Source organism: Brevibacillus nitrificans (assembly GCF_003710965.1).
Classification (GTDB): Bacteria; Bacillota; Bacilli; order Brevibacillales; family Brevibacillaceae; genus Brevibacillus; species Brevibacillus centrosporus.
Genome location: NZ_RHHU01000014.1, coordinates 75,841 through 88,263 on the forward strand (window position 1 = coordinate 75,841; position 12,423 = coordinate 88,263).

The following is a 12,423-nucleotide window of genomic DNA, read 5'->3' on the forward strand; positions in this document are numbered from 1 at the left end:
ATTTCTTAGGAGGGACATCCGTCAGATGACGATTCTGTACATCACTCCGAAAGCTTGGAAACAGATCGAGACCGCCGTAAGAAAAGACCCCTCGCTCGAGACCGGAGGGGTAATGATGGGATATCCGATGGGTGATGATCGTTGGGTCGTGACTTATGCAAGTGAGCCTGGGCCAAAAGCCATACAGAGCCCCCATTCCGTCTATTTCGACGACGCTCATTTACGCAAACTCGTTCGCAACCTGAGCAAGAGCCGGAAGTGGGAGTATCTCGGGGATTGGCACAGTCATACCATTAAAAGGCTATCGCCCAGCAAGGGAGACAAAAAGACCATCTGGGAAAAAGCCACGCAGTCCATTTACACGTCTCCCTCTCCGCTGATGCTGATCGTTGGTCTGGGTAGACATAATCAAGTCCAGGCAAGAGGCTTTATTCTTGGGAATTCCCTGCGCGAGGTTGGGAAGATTGAGCTGTTTGACCGGAAAGTGCATCAATAGCCCGGCGGAACAGTTCCGTAGCCTGATTTCCTCCCCAGCTTGGCTGATTTTCCGCTACCACGCAGAGTGCGTATTGCGGTTCATCATATGGTGCATAGCCGATAAACCAGAGGTGATTTTGCGACTGGTTTGCTCCACCTGTCTGTGCCGTCCCAGTCTTGCCAGCCACCTCCCATGGCGCGCTTCCCAGCAGCTGCCCCGTCCCTTCCGTTACTACCTTTCGCATCATTTTGCGCAGCTTGCTCGCCGTGACGTAGTCAATGCCTTGAACCGGAAGTACCTGCATAGGGAAACGGTGAAAGGTTTGTCCGTTTCTGTACGCAATTTCATTGACCACACGTACTTGTGCTGGCTGACCGCCGCGCAAGATCGATACGACCATATTTGCAGCCTGCAGGGGGGTTACCCGGACATCCCGCTGACCGATCGCTGTCTGTATCAGGACTCCTTCGTCTCGGCGGGAAACCCCTTGGGCGAATATTGCGCCACGGTCCTCGCCTTCGATTTGGCGAAAACCATCGAGCTTGAACAAGTGAGCTGTCGCATGACCGACCTGCTCGGACAAGCCTAGGCGCTTTGCATACTCCTCCAGCTTTTCTCCCCCCACCCGATTGGCGATCTGAGCAAATGCGATGTTGCACGACTGGGCGTAGGCCTCATCCATTGTCACGCTTCCATGCCCTTCCTTTTTCCAGCAAGAAAAATGATACTTGCCATATTCTCCCGTGCAAGTGAAACGCTCCGTTGGTGACACGAGCCCTTCTGCCAAGGCGGCCGCCGCTACCACTGTTTTAAAAATGGAGCCTGGCGGAAGCTGCTTCACCGCTCTGTTTTTCCAGTCATCCCCACGCACATCGACCTTCGTCTGATCGAATGTAGGGCGGCTGACCATCGAACGGATATCTCCAGTCTGGGCATCCAGCACGACAATGCTCCCTTGCTTCAAGCCCACTTCATCCGCAATTTGCTCCATGCTCCGCTGGATATGCACATCGAGAGTCGTCGTCAGTGCGAGCGGGTAGTATTCGTTTTCCTGCTTTGAATAGCGGATGTCAAGCCCGCGCAGCGGCTTCCCCTGTCCGTCTACGTAATACGATAAAATGGAGGGCTCGACCCCTTGCAAAAACCGGTCAAAGCTGCGCTCCAAGCCAGAAGCTCCGATCGTGCTGTCCGCATTCATTTTTCCGCTTGCCCATTCTTCTGGATACAGTGACTCGACCAGGTTGGGATTTTGATTAATAAAGCCGATGACATGCTTGGCTACCTCATCAGGCCTGTATCTTTCCGTGACTGCCAGCGCTACAACTCCCGGAATGTCGAGCGCATTGATCTGCTCAGCCTGCCTCTCGCTGAGAACGATCAGTTTCCCATCTTCCTTGCGCAGTAATAATGGAGCTTTCGCTTTCTCCATGACTTCTGCAAGCCGCTCTACCGGTTGGGAAACAATCGCGGACAGACGGGATAAACCATCTGTTCCAGCTAAAGTGCCACGTGCGAGCGGAAAAAGGATCAAAGCCCGATGCTCTTCCCCTGTAAAGGCATAGCCGTTCCGATCTCGTATATCACCGCGTCCGCTATGAAGGACAATGCTTTGCTGCCGCTGTTTAACCGCGTTCTTGACCAGATCGATGTTGCGCTTGGTAAAGCGGTGAGGAGCCCCTATCTGAATCCACCACAGTCTCGTGATCAAACCCATCCATACGAGCGTCATACCCATCAAGACCAGAAAGTGCCTGCGTTTCAGCCGCCGCTCCAGTTGCACGAATCTTCCCTCCCTGGCTTTTTTAGCCAGTATTGCCCGAAAGAGAGTGCCGGAAACGAGAAGCACGAAAAAACACGCTGACAAAGGCAGCGTGTTTGGTGGAATCGCTTTAGGTATTGGCCAACTGCTGTTTTTCCAGCAGAATGTTGCTGATTTTCGTAGACAAAAGATCCAGTGCGACGCGGTTATAGCCGCCTTCGGGAATAATCACGTCAGCGTAACGCTTCGTCGGTTCAATGAACTGAAGGTGCATCGGACGGACGACATTCAGGTACTGATTGACTACCGACTCCATCGAGCGTCCCCGCTCCTCGATATCGCGAAGCATTCTTCTGACAATCCGAACATCCGCATCCGTATCCACGAACACTTTGATATCCATCAGACCGCGGATTCTCTCGTCCTCTAGGATCAGCATCCCTTCCAGGATAATGACATCCTTCGGTTCAATCAGGAGCGTTTCTTTTTTTCTCGTATGCTCTTTAAAATCGTAGATTGGTTTTTCGATGGCCTTGCCTTTCAGCAAATCCTGCAGATGGGAAAGCATCAGGTCATTGTCAAATGCAAAAGGATGATCGTAGTTGGTCAATTGACGTTCTTCCATTTTCAAATGATCTTGGTTCTTGTAATAAGAATCCTGCTCGATCATCGTCACACTGTCGTTTTGAAACTGGCGAAACAATTCTCTGGCGACGGTCGTCTTTCCAGAGCCACTGCCTCCAGCTACCCCAATCAATACGGGGTTGCGCATGCCTCATATCCCCTTCCTATTTGGCATCCAGGCACTATCGACCTCGGATTGTTTGCTCGTGATTACTTTTTCTTTTTTAGACTGACAGCAAGACCGTCGCCTACGGGTATAAAAGTGGTCTCCAACTCCGGATGTTCCACTAAATGCTTGTTAAATGCCTGCAGCTTATCGATCATCGGACGCTGACGTTTCGTAGCCTCTTCCGGTGTAGCAACCAGCCCGCGAAACAAAACATTATCACTGATCACCAGACCTCCCTCACGCAGGAAAGGAAGGTACAGATCGAGAAATGCCCGATATTGACCCTTGGCAGCATCAATAAACAAGCAGTCAAATTGGTAGGAGTCCGGCAATCCGAGCGTAGCATCGCGCAGCAGGATTTCAACCCGCTCCTGAACGCCCGCTTCCGCCACATTCGCACGAGCTCGAGTCAACCGCTCCTCATCAATATCCAGAGTAACGATACGAGCTTCAGGTGCTGCTTCAGCCAGCCAAATGGTAGAATAGCCGATCGCCGTTCCTACCTCGAGGATAGACTGAGGTCGGTGCAGCAAAAGCAGCATCCTCATGACCTGAGCCGCAGGCAGCTGGACGATGGGAATATTTTCAGCAGCCGCTTCCTTTTCCAAGCGCGCAAGCAATTCCGAGCGCTCAGGAACCAAGCCTGCAATATAGTCATCTATCGCTGGATGGGTAATCATCTTTTCACTCCTCTATCATGCAACCGAATTATTATAGCATACCTCCATAGAAAATCTATACCGAGGTCCGTCACCCGAACCAGCAAAAAAGCAGAGGAAACTTTTTTAGTTTCCCCTGCTTTTGGCGTTATTCGCATTGTGCTCTTCCAGCGTTCGAGAGAAATAGTGTTCGGATGTACCGTCTTTTTTCGTCACGTAGAAGAAGTACTCATGCTTGGCTGGCTTCACGACAGCCTCTAGTGAAGCTCTCCCTGGATTGGCAATCGGTCCTGGCGGCAGTCCCGGGTTGGTATACGTATTGTACGGGCTCTTTACCTTTAAATCCTCGAAGGTCAGACGATCCCTCTGCTTGCCCAAAACAAACTGCACAGTGGCATCTGCCTGCAGCGGCCATTTGTCGCGGATTCGGTTGTAATACACACCGGCAACGAGCGGTCTTTCTTTATCCACGGTCACTTCCCGCTCGACAATAGACGCGAGATTCACAGCTTGATCCACCGTCAGTTTACGTTGCTGCAGCTCAGTCGTCCACTCCGGCCTCCACTCTTTCTCGAACTGCGCCAGCATTTTGGATACGACCTCGTGGGCTGTTGCATCCTTCTTTATCTCATACGTTTCCGGAAATAAGTATCCTTCCAGACGATGCTTGCGTTCCTTGCTGGCAGGAATTTGCGCGACAAACGGATAATCCGGGAACTCTCCCTTGTCTACCTCCTGCAAGAAGGCTGCTTTTTCGACGATGCCTTCCTTGTCCAAATGCTCAGCGATTTGCTCCACATTCCAGCCTTCCGGAATCGTAAAGCGTTTGGCACTCACGACGGTTTTTCCTTCCGTCATATCCAGGAGCAAGGCATCGATGGTCTGCCCCGTGGTAAACTGGTATTCTCCCGCTTTTAGATCGGGAGCCACCCCTTTATACTTTACATAGTAGCTGAACATATCTGCATTTCGGATCAATCCCGCTTCCTCTAACAACCGTCCAATGTCCCGGACGGAAGAACCTGAGGGGATTGTAACGTTTTTGGCGGTTTGTTCACCTTCGACCGGCTGCAGCTGCTGATAGATGTACAGACTGCCTCCCCCGACAGCCACTACCATCAGCAAAAAGAGAGCGACAATCCAGCGAAAGAGACCTCCGCCTCGTCTGCGTCGCATGACAACTGGTCGATCCGCCTGGCGATCAGGCTTCACTGACATGGGTTTCAAATTCGAAATCCTCCCTTTAGGGTCTTCTCTCTCGATCCTCATCATTATACAGGAGGGGTGTCTACCTTGTCACGATATAGGATATTTCAGGAAAAAAGCGCGATTTTTGTAGAAAAAAGAGGACCCTCATCTGGGTCCTCCTTCGTTTTTTCTTAAATACCGTCTTTCTCGAGATCCGCAATCAGCGTTTCGAAGGTAGCTTCGACTTGTTCCCACTCTTCGTCGTCTTCGATCGGCTGCAGCATGTCTGTACCGTCATAGCGCAGGAAGTGAACCTCGTATTCCTCTTCCTCTTCTTGATCGACGGGTACAAGCACCAAATAGCTGCGATCTTCGATGTCAAAGATGTACATGATCCTAAAGTCACGAGGCTCCTCGGTACCTTCTTCTGTCAGGGCAATCACATCGCCCACTTCAAACTCTTCGTTCATCTCTTCAGTCATTGTGGTCACCTCGATTTTGCGTCCAAATATCCTTGTAGGATCAATGTGGCCGCCATTTTGTCTATTACCGTCTTTCGCTTTTGGCGACTGACATCGGCAGAGATAAGCATACGCTCCGCTGCCATGGTCGTCAACCTTTCATCCCACATGTGGACAGGAAGAGAAGTCTTCTCCTGCAGCAGCTTGCCGAATGACTGACACATTTCCGCACGGGGACCGATCGTGCCGTTCATATTCTTTGGCAAGCCAACCACGATGGCGCCAACCTGATACTGGGCAATCAGCGCCTGCAAGCGGGCAAAATCCTTTTCTTTGGATTGCCGTTTGATCGTCTCTACCCCTTGGGCCGTCCAACCAAGCTCATCACTGACTGCTACTCCAATCGTTTTGTCGCCAACATCTAAACCCAATAATCGTGTCATATAAGCAGGCTTACTTGCGCTCTGACAAGTAAACGGTCACCAACTCTTCTATGATTTTGTCCCGTTCCAATTTGCCAATCAGGCTGCGCGCGTTGTTGTGGCGTGGGATAAACGCCGGATCGCCAGAGAGCAAGTAACCGACGATCTGGGTGATCGGGTTGTATCCCTTTTCCTGAAGGGCTTTGTACACCTCTGTCAATGTCTCTTGCACTTCCGCCGCATTTGCTTCCTTTGGCACCGTGAACTTCATGGTATTATCCAACGAACTCACAATCAACACCTCGATTTCCTTTGAGACTTGTACCTTACTGGCTTCTTGCTACCCATTGTATTCGACCTTGCTCGACTCTACTCCTTGTAGATCGCGCAAATTTTACACTTTGGCTGTGTTATTTCGCCACTGCTTGCGTTTTCACGAACTCAGCTACTGCATCCAGTGCTTCCTGAAGCTTGGATGGATCTTTCCCGCCTGCCTGTGCCATGTCAGGACGGCCACCGCCGCCACCGCCGCAACGAGTCGCGACTTCCTTGATGATCTTACCGGCATGAATGCCTTGATCCATCAGATCCTTGGTGACCCCTGCTACGAGGTTCACCTTGTCACCGTCTACTGCACCGAGAACGATCACAGCGGAGCCCAGCTTGTTTTTCAGCTCGTCCACCATGCCGCGCAGGTTGTCCATATCGACTGCCGAGACGCGTGCAGCCAGCACGTTCATGCCATCCACTTGCGTAAGCTGATCGGTCAGGGAAGCCGCCTCGATGTTACCCAGCTTCGCGCGCAGCGATTCGTTCTCACGCTGTGCCTCTTTCAGCTGCTGCTGCAGCCCTTCTACACGTGCAGGAGCTTCTGCAATAACTGGAGCTTTCAGAGCATGTGCCACTTCCTTCAGCGTAGTAAACTGCTGGTTCAGGAACTGGTAAGCACCGCGACCGGTTACCGCTTCGATACGACGAGTGCCTGCACCGATGCCGCTTTCGCTCACGAGCTTGAACAGTCCGATCTCTGCCGTATTGCTTACGTGGCAGCCACCGCACAGCTCCAGGCTGTAGTCGCCCACTTTTACCACGCGTACGATGTCACCGTATTTTTCGCCAAACAAAGCCATAGCACCCATTGCTTTTGCTTCTGCAAGCGCTTTGTTGGAAATCTCGACAGCGAGATTTTCCCACACTTTTTCGTTGACGATCGCTTCAATGCGCTCCAGCTCTTCTGCTGTGATAGCGCTGATATGTGTGAAGTCAAAGCGCAGTCTTTCAGGAGCAACCAAAGAACCAGCCTGGTTCACATGCGTGCCCAGTACATCTTTCAAAGCCTGGTGCAACAGGTGTGTAGCCGTGTGGTTCTTGGTGATCGCCAGACGTGCCTCGCGATTCACCTCTGCGCGCACTTCGTCGCCTTTGCGCAGTGTGCCCGCTTCCACCGTAACAGAGTGTACGTTTTGGCCTTTAGGACCTTTTTGTACGTCGGTTACACGTGCTTTTACGGAATCGGAGATCAGATAGCCTTCATCGTTGATCTGTCCGCCGCTCTCCGCATAGAACGGTGTCTGGCTCAGAACGACTTGAACGGTCTGGCCTTCCTCCGCTTCCTCTGTCAGTTGGTTTTCGAAAATAATCGCTTCTACTTTACCTGTCGCTACCAATTCAGTATAACCAACAAATTGGCTCGTAACCGTCAGCTCGGACAAAGGACCGCCTTGGATCTGCATGCTGTCTACATCCTGACGAGCCGCACGAGCGCGTTCACGCTGTTCTTCCATCGCTTGATCGAACCCATCGCGGTCAACGGTCAGCCCTTGCTCATCCGCAAAGTCCTCTGTCAGATCCACAGGGAATCCATACGTATCGTACATTTTGAACACATCTTGGCCGGAAAGCTGCGTTTTGCCTGCTGCTTTCGCGTTCTTCACCATGTCGGAGAGAATCGCCAGTCCATCGTTCAACGTCTCGTGGAAACGCTCTTCCTCGGCACGAATGACTTTTTCAATGAATTCGCGTTTTTGCACCACTTCTGGGTAGAATTCGCCCATCATAGTACCTACTGTTGCGGTCAAGCTGTACAGGAACGGTTTTTCCACGCCCAGCTTTTTCCCCATGCGAACGGCACGGCGAAGCAGGCGGCGGATCACATAGCCACGACCTTCGTTGGAAGGAAGTGCACCGTCACCGATCGCAAACACAACCGTACGAGCGTGGTCAGCGACAACTTTCAGGGCAACGTCCATTTCAGGGCTTGTCTTGTATGCCACACCGGAGATCTTGCTGGTTTCCTCGATCAGCGGGAACAACAGGTCTGTCTCAAAGTTGTTGTCCACCCCTTGAATGATGGAAGCCATGCGCTCAAGACCCATACCGGTATCGATGTTTTTCTTCGGCAGTGGCGTATACGTGCCGTCTGGATTGTGGTTGAACTGGGAGAACACCAGGTTCCAAACTTCCAGATAGCGTTCGTTTTCACCGCCTGGGTAGAGTTCAGGATCACTTGGATCATTTCCGAACGCCTCACCACGATCGTAGAAAATTTCCGTATTCGGACCGCTTGGGCCTTCGCCGATATCCCAGAAGTTGCCTTCCAGACGAACGATTCGCTCTTCCGGTACGCCGATTTTTTTGTTCCAGTATTCAAACGCTTCCTCGTCCTCTGGGTGAATGGTAACGGAAAGCAGCTCTGGATCAAAGCCGATCCATTTTGGACTGGTCAAGAATTCCCATGCCCACTCGATTGCTTCTTCTTTGAAGTAGTCGCCGATGGAGAAGTTCCCCAGCATCTCGAAAAACGTATGGTGACGAGCCGTGCGTCCAACGTTTTCGATGTCGTTGGTACGAATGGATTTTTGCGAGTTGGTGATGCGTGGGTTGTCCGGGATGATGCGGCCGTCAAAATATTTTTTGAGAGTCGCCACACCGCTGTTGATCCACAGCAAGGAAGGGTCGTCGATCGGAACCAAGGGAGCGCTCGGTTCAATACGGTGTCCTTTTTCCACAAAGAAGTCCAGGAACATCCGGCGAATTTGATTGCCTGTCAGTTTCTTCATTTACATTCTCCTCTAAAGAAAAAATAAAAAAAGCCCCCATCCCCTCAGGGACGAGAACTGTTTTTCTCGCGGTACCACCCTGCTTACAGGCATACACTCTGCTCAAAAAAAAGAGCCAAAATGCCTGTCGCTTTCCGGCTTTTAACGGTGCCAAGCCGCCGGTTTTTGCCCGGTCTTAGGAGTAGCCTTCTGTCACACTTCTTCTGGGCGCTCTCTCAACCGTGGAGCGTCCTCTCTGTAGAAGGGCTGCAACGTACTCGTTCCCTCATTGATCAATGCAGTATTGCTTTGTTCGTATTATAAATTTTTTTGGCGATCACTGTCAACTTTCATGCAACATCAAAGCCACTCGACTGATAATCACTTTGCAAACGGCCAGCACAGGTACAGCCACGATCAAGCCAATGACACCGCCAATGGCCTCCCCTGCCAGGAGCGCCATGATAATGAGCAGCGGATGCAGGTGTAGGGAACGCCCTACGATATTGGGCGACAAGATATTCCCCTCCACGACCTGAATCACAATATTGATCAAAAGCACAAGCAAGAGCATCTTGGTTGAAATGGTCAAGGCAACCACGACTGCAGGCGCTGCGCCGATCAAAGGCCCGATGTACGGAATGATGTTCGTCAAGCAGACAAAAGCTGCGAGGACAAACGGATAAGGCATTCCGACCAGCCAGTATCCCAAGTAAGCAAAGACGCCAACGATAATTGCGACCGTCATTTGTCCGTGTATGTAGTTTCCCAGTGATTCGTTGATGTCGCGCAATACCGCGAGAACCTGCTTGCGGTACGCCCGAGGCACGACTGACATTCCCGCTTCGTGCAGCTGCTTCATATCCTTCAGCAAATAAAAGGCGATAAACGGAACAACGGCATACGCAAGCACCTTTCCGATTGAGTTGCGGGCGTTGTTTACCAGCTGCGTGACGGAACGCGACATATTCTCATGCGACTGCAGAATGACACGATCCACCCCGTGCGAGATGCTGTCGGGTAAGAAATATTTATGTGCTTCCCATTCGCTCATCCATTTGTAGTACCATTCAGATAGCCTCGGCAGATCATCGGACAGCTCCACCAGCTGCTTCGTAAAAATCGGAATGGCATTGACGACGGCGATGGCAATCACGAGCACAAAGGAACCGTAGATAAGCAATACAGCCATGAGCCTCGGAACTCTGCGCCTCTCCAGCAGCTGCACAATGGGATGGAGCAAGTACGCGATAATCAGGCCGACCAGCACGGGGACCAGGACTTCCTCCAATAAATGAAACAGCTGTGACAAGACAGGTCGCAGCAGCCACAACAAGTTGGCGATGATCAACAGGGCGATGAGCCAAATGGCGGCGGCGAACAGGCGACTGCGCCGGAGTTCATCCATGCTGACAGACCTCCCTTCCTTTCCGTATCTAATAGAATGGCTCAGCCGCACAAAAATCATGTACCCTATTGACACATCGGAATCATCGAAGTAGTATGATATTACAAGTGGATATCTCCAAAGGGGAGTAGCTTTTTCGCAACATAGTCGTCATTACGGGAGAAATCCCCGGCTATGTTGGCAACATGTTCCTTATGTTGTAAGCAAGACCTTTGCCTAACAGGTAAAGGTCTTTTTCTGTTTGTTTCACGACCTTTGCCTGTCCAGGGAAAGGTCGTTTTCTTTTTCCCCCTCTGCAGCAAACTATAGGAGGTATCAAGAAAACGGCCGGAGGATTTTTACTTTCCAAGGACGAGGAGGAAGAGAAATGGATCTATTGTTTACCCCTGAGTTTTGGTCGGCGCTGCTTGCCATTGTCGTCATCGACTTGGTATTAGCGGGCGACAACGCGATTGTCATCGGGATGGCTGCTCGAAATCTCCCCGCACATCAGCAGAAAAAAGCAATTATTTGGGGAACGGTCGGTGCTATTGTCATTCGTGCATTGGCGACTATGGCAGTCGTCTGGTTGCTGAAAATTCCTGGTCTGATGCTCGTCGGCGGATTGATCCTCGTATGGATCTCGCTGAAGCTGCTCGTACAGGATGACAGTCATGAAAACATGAAAGCAAGCGGCAGTTTGGGAGCAGCGATCTGGACGATTATCGTCGCAGATACGGTGATGGGTCTGGATAACGTGATCGCAGTTGCAGGTGCTGCCCATGGCGACTTCCTGATGGTGATCATCGGTTTGGTCATCAGCGTTCCAATCATGGTGTGGGGAAGTACCATGATTCTGAAGTTCATGGAGAAATACCCGATCGTCATTTACATCGGTTCTGCGGTATTGGCTTATACGGCAGCGAGCATGGTTACCTCGGAAAAATTCCTGGCCCCCTTCTTCGCCGCTTATCCTTGGGTGAAATGGGTATTCATCGTAGCCATCGTAGTTGGCGTACTGCTGACGGGTCGCATGAAAAGCCAGAAGCAAAAGCGATTGGCAGAACAATCGTAAGCAGGCCAAACCCAGCTGCACCAAATTCATAAATAACCAAAGACACCTCTCGCAGAGCAGCGGCCATCTTACAGGATAGTCGGTGCGGCTGCCTGAGGTGTCTTTTTTCTGCGATAAAACAAGACAAAAAAACTGACACCCGAAATGACAGGCGTCAGCTTTTGGATCGTTTCATCTAGGTTACCTGGCAACGGCACGCATCAGTTTGCGCCCTGTTTTCATCATACGCTGCATGTCGCGCATGGAGAAAGGCATTCGGTTCCATTTGAATGCGAATCGACTGCGTCGGCGCGGAGCCATCAAATAGCCAATGATTGCCACGATACCGCTTGTGGCAAGGACGCGCAACAGGCTTCTTACTACCAAGCGTGCCACCTCCAGTTGTTTTAGTCGCTCAGTGAACTTACATATTCAGTTGAGCGCTAACCGTTTGATCCTCGATAAACAGATCATTGAGCGAGTGCAACGACCCATCTTCCTCCACCTGGTAGACAGAGGCGATCTGCTCGTTTGTCACGCTCATCTCTATAAAGCAATTCCAGCAGTAGTACTGATTGGTACCAATTTTTCCTACATCTTTGGAACTGCAGTTCGGGCAAATGACACGCATTACGCTTTCCTCCCTTTCACGCCTGGCTACGAACCATTAGTCCGGCACGATCAGGTTTTCCTCCCCGACGATAACGGTTGGCGGCGCATAGAGGCGTTTTCGGCCTTCGGTTATGTCCGCAAACCAGCCATTAGACAGTTCGTACCCTACTAGTTTCTCCCAGTTCGCAGAAAAGTAAACGTCTTCCAATCTGCCCAGGAGTTCACCGGAAGCGGTAATAACCGCTTTTCCTTTTAGTTTCGTCTTTCCCGTCACGAAGCCGACAGGTTCCAGACCGGCGAGATGTGGCAAGGGCGTAATCGCGTCTTTACCCGATACGGTAAGGCAGGACTCCCCTACCGCGTGTATACGTTCGGTAGGAATGTAGGTACCTGGATGGAACCAACCCTGTTCGCTCAGCAAGACTCCACGTACATACCAGCTGGAGTCACAAAGAATGTCACGGACGGTACCGATCGTCTCTCCTGTTTGCAGGCAAACGACGGGCAAGCCGACTACATCCAATGCCTTGCGCATGTGGGATTTCCCCCTTCCGCCCTTTTAGTATCTGGCG

At 51.3% G+C, this 12,423-nt stretch carries 14 protein-coding genes; 2 read left to right on the forward strand and 12 right to left on the reverse strand.

The window, feature by feature from the left end; translation table 11 throughout:
* Positions 1-25 precede the first annotated feature (25 nt).
* Positions 26-496: a Mov34/MPN/PAD-1 family protein gene (locus EDM59_RS21965; RefSeq protein WP_092269375.1), complete on the forward strand. Its 471-nt coding sequence runs from the start codon at positions 26-28 to the stop codon at positions 494-496.
* On the opposite strand, the gene EDM59_RS21970 is transcribed toward EDM59_RS21965, so the two are convergent.
* The 9 genes from EDM59_RS21970 to EDM59_RS22010 all read right to left on the reverse strand — a co-directional run bounded on the left by EDM59_RS21970 (position 429) and on the right by EDM59_RS22010 (position 10,206).
* The gene (locus EDM59_RS21970) at positions 429-2,258 is read right to left on the reverse strand and encodes a peptidoglycan D,D-transpeptidase FtsI family protein (protein WP_122925581.1); all 1,830 of its coding nucleotides are present in this window, start codon (positions 2,256-2,258) and stop codon (positions 429-431) included. The two genes, EDM59_RS21965 and EDM59_RS21970, sit on opposite strands and share 68 nt — an antisense overlap.
* Before the next feature lie 109 nt (positions 2,259-2,367).
* The gene (udk, locus tag EDM59_RS21975; RefSeq protein ID WP_092269381.1) at positions 2,368-3,009 is read right to left on the reverse strand and encodes a uridine kinase; all 642 of its coding nucleotides are present in this window, start codon (positions 3,007-3,009) and stop codon (positions 2,368-2,370) included.
* A gap of 62 nt (positions 3,010-3,071) precedes the next feature.
* The gene (locus EDM59_RS21980; protein WP_122925582.1) at positions 3,072-3,710 is read right to left on the reverse strand and encodes an O-methyltransferase; all 639 of its coding nucleotides are present in this window, start codon (positions 3,708-3,710) and stop codon (positions 3,072-3,074) included.
* Between the two features lie 105 nt (positions 3,711-3,815).
* Positions 3,816-4,916 (reverse strand): endolytic transglycosylase MltG, encoded by a 1,101-nt coding sequence (gene mltG / locus EDM59_RS21985; RefSeq protein WP_246011179.1) that lies wholly within the window; start codon positions 4,914-4,916, stop codon positions 3,816-3,818.
* Positions 4,917-5,068: 152 nt separating this feature from the next.
* Complete coding sequence (locus EDM59_RS21990) at positions 5,069-5,359, reverse strand: DUF1292 domain-containing protein (protein ID WP_092269388.1); 291 nt, start codon at positions 5,357-5,359, stop codon at positions 5,069-5,071.
* Between the two features lie 5 nt (positions 5,360-5,364).
* On the reverse strand, positions 5,365-5,781 hold the full coding sequence (gene ruvX, locus EDM59_RS21995) for a Holliday junction resolvase RuvX (protein WP_122925583.1): 417 nt from the start codon (positions 5,779-5,781) through the stop codon (positions 5,365-5,367).
* Between the two features lie 10 nt (positions 5,782-5,791).
* Positions 5,792-6,052 (reverse strand): IreB family regulatory phosphoprotein, encoded by a 261-nt coding sequence (locus EDM59_RS22000; RefSeq protein WP_092269719.1) that lies wholly within the window; start codon positions 6,050-6,052, stop codon positions 5,792-5,794.
* A 118-nt stretch (positions 6,053-6,170) separates the two neighbouring features.
* On the reverse strand, positions 6,171-8,819 hold the full coding sequence (gene alaS / locus EDM59_RS22005) for an alanine--tRNA ligase (protein ID WP_122925584.1): 2,649 nt from the start codon (positions 8,817-8,819) through the stop codon (positions 6,171-6,173).
* 322 nt (positions 8,820-9,141) lie between these two features.
* Positions 9,142-10,206, reverse strand: coding sequence for an AI-2E family transporter (locus EDM59_RS22010; RefSeq protein WP_122925585.1), 1,065 nt, complete (start codon positions 10,204-10,206; stop codon positions 9,142-9,144).
* 367 nt (positions 10,207-10,573) lie between these two features.
* Here EDM59_RS22010 and EDM59_RS22015 point away from each other — a divergent pair, with 367 nt between their 5' ends.
* On the forward strand, positions 10,574-11,260 hold the full coding sequence (locus EDM59_RS22015; RefSeq protein WP_092269400.1) for a TerC family protein: 687 nt from the start codon (positions 10,574-10,576) through the stop codon (positions 11,258-11,260).
* A gap of 180 nt (positions 11,261-11,440) precedes the next feature.
* Here the strand turns inward: EDM59_RS22015 and EDM59_RS22020 are convergent, their stop codons facing one another.
* From EDM59_RS22020 to EDM59_RS22030, 3 genes are read right to left on the reverse strand one after another with little or no spacing between them, the layout of a single operon-like run.
* Positions 11,441-11,635 (reverse strand): hypothetical protein, encoded by a 195-nt coding sequence (locus tag EDM59_RS22020; protein WP_246011181.1) that lies wholly within the window; start codon positions 11,633-11,635, stop codon positions 11,441-11,443.
* A 28-nt stretch (positions 11,636-11,663) separates the two neighbouring features.
* Positions 11,664-11,870: a hypothetical protein gene (locus tag EDM59_RS22025; RefSeq protein WP_049737968.1), complete on the reverse strand. Its 207-nt coding sequence runs from the start codon at positions 11,868-11,870 to the stop codon at positions 11,664-11,666.
* Between the two features lie 36 nt (positions 11,871-11,906).
* Positions 11,907-12,386, reverse strand: a complete 480-nt coding sequence (locus EDM59_RS22030; RefSeq protein WP_122925586.1) for a PRC-barrel domain-containing protein — start codon at positions 12,384-12,386, stop codon at positions 11,907-11,909.
* Positions 12,387-12,423 lie beyond the last annotated feature (37 nt).

Coding starts and splice junctions, on each gene's coding strand:
- alaS (WP_122925584.1), bottom strand. CDS start 8,819: ATGAAGAAACTGACAGGCAATCAAATTCGCCGGATGTTCCTGGACTTC.
- udk (WP_092269381.1), bottom strand. CDS start 3,009: ATGCGCAACCCCGTATTGATTGGGGTAGCTGGAGGCAGTGGCTCTGGA.
- EDM59_RS22010 (WP_122925585.1), bottom strand. CDS start 10,206: ATGGATGAACTCCGGCGCAGTCGCCTGTTCGCCGCCGCCATTTGGCTC.
- ruvX (WP_122925583.1), bottom strand. CDS start 5,781: ATGACACGATTATTGGGTTTAGATGTTGGCGACAAAACGATTGGAGTA.
- EDM59_RS22015 (WP_092269400.1), top strand. CDS start 10,574: ATGGATCTATTGTTTACCCCTGAGTTTTGGTCGGCGCTGCTTGCCATT.
- EDM59_RS22025 (WP_049737968.1), bottom strand. CDS start 11,870: ATGCGTGTCATTTGCCCGAACTGCAGTTCCAAAGATGTAGGAAAAATT.
- EDM59_RS21990 (WP_092269388.1), bottom strand. CDS start 5,359: ATGACTGAAGAGATGAACGAAGAGTTTGAAGTGGGCGATGTGATTGCC.
- EDM59_RS22030 (WP_122925586.1), bottom strand. CDS start 12,386: ATGCGCAAGGCATTGGATGTAGTCGGCTTGCCCGTCGTTTGCCTGCAA.
- EDM59_RS21965 (WP_092269375.1), top strand. CDS start 26: ATGACGATTCTGTACATCACTCCGAAAGCTTGGAAACAGATCGAGACC.
- EDM59_RS21980 (WP_122925582.1), bottom strand. CDS start 3,710: ATGATTACCCATCCAGCGATAGATGACTATATTGCAGGCTTGGTTCCT.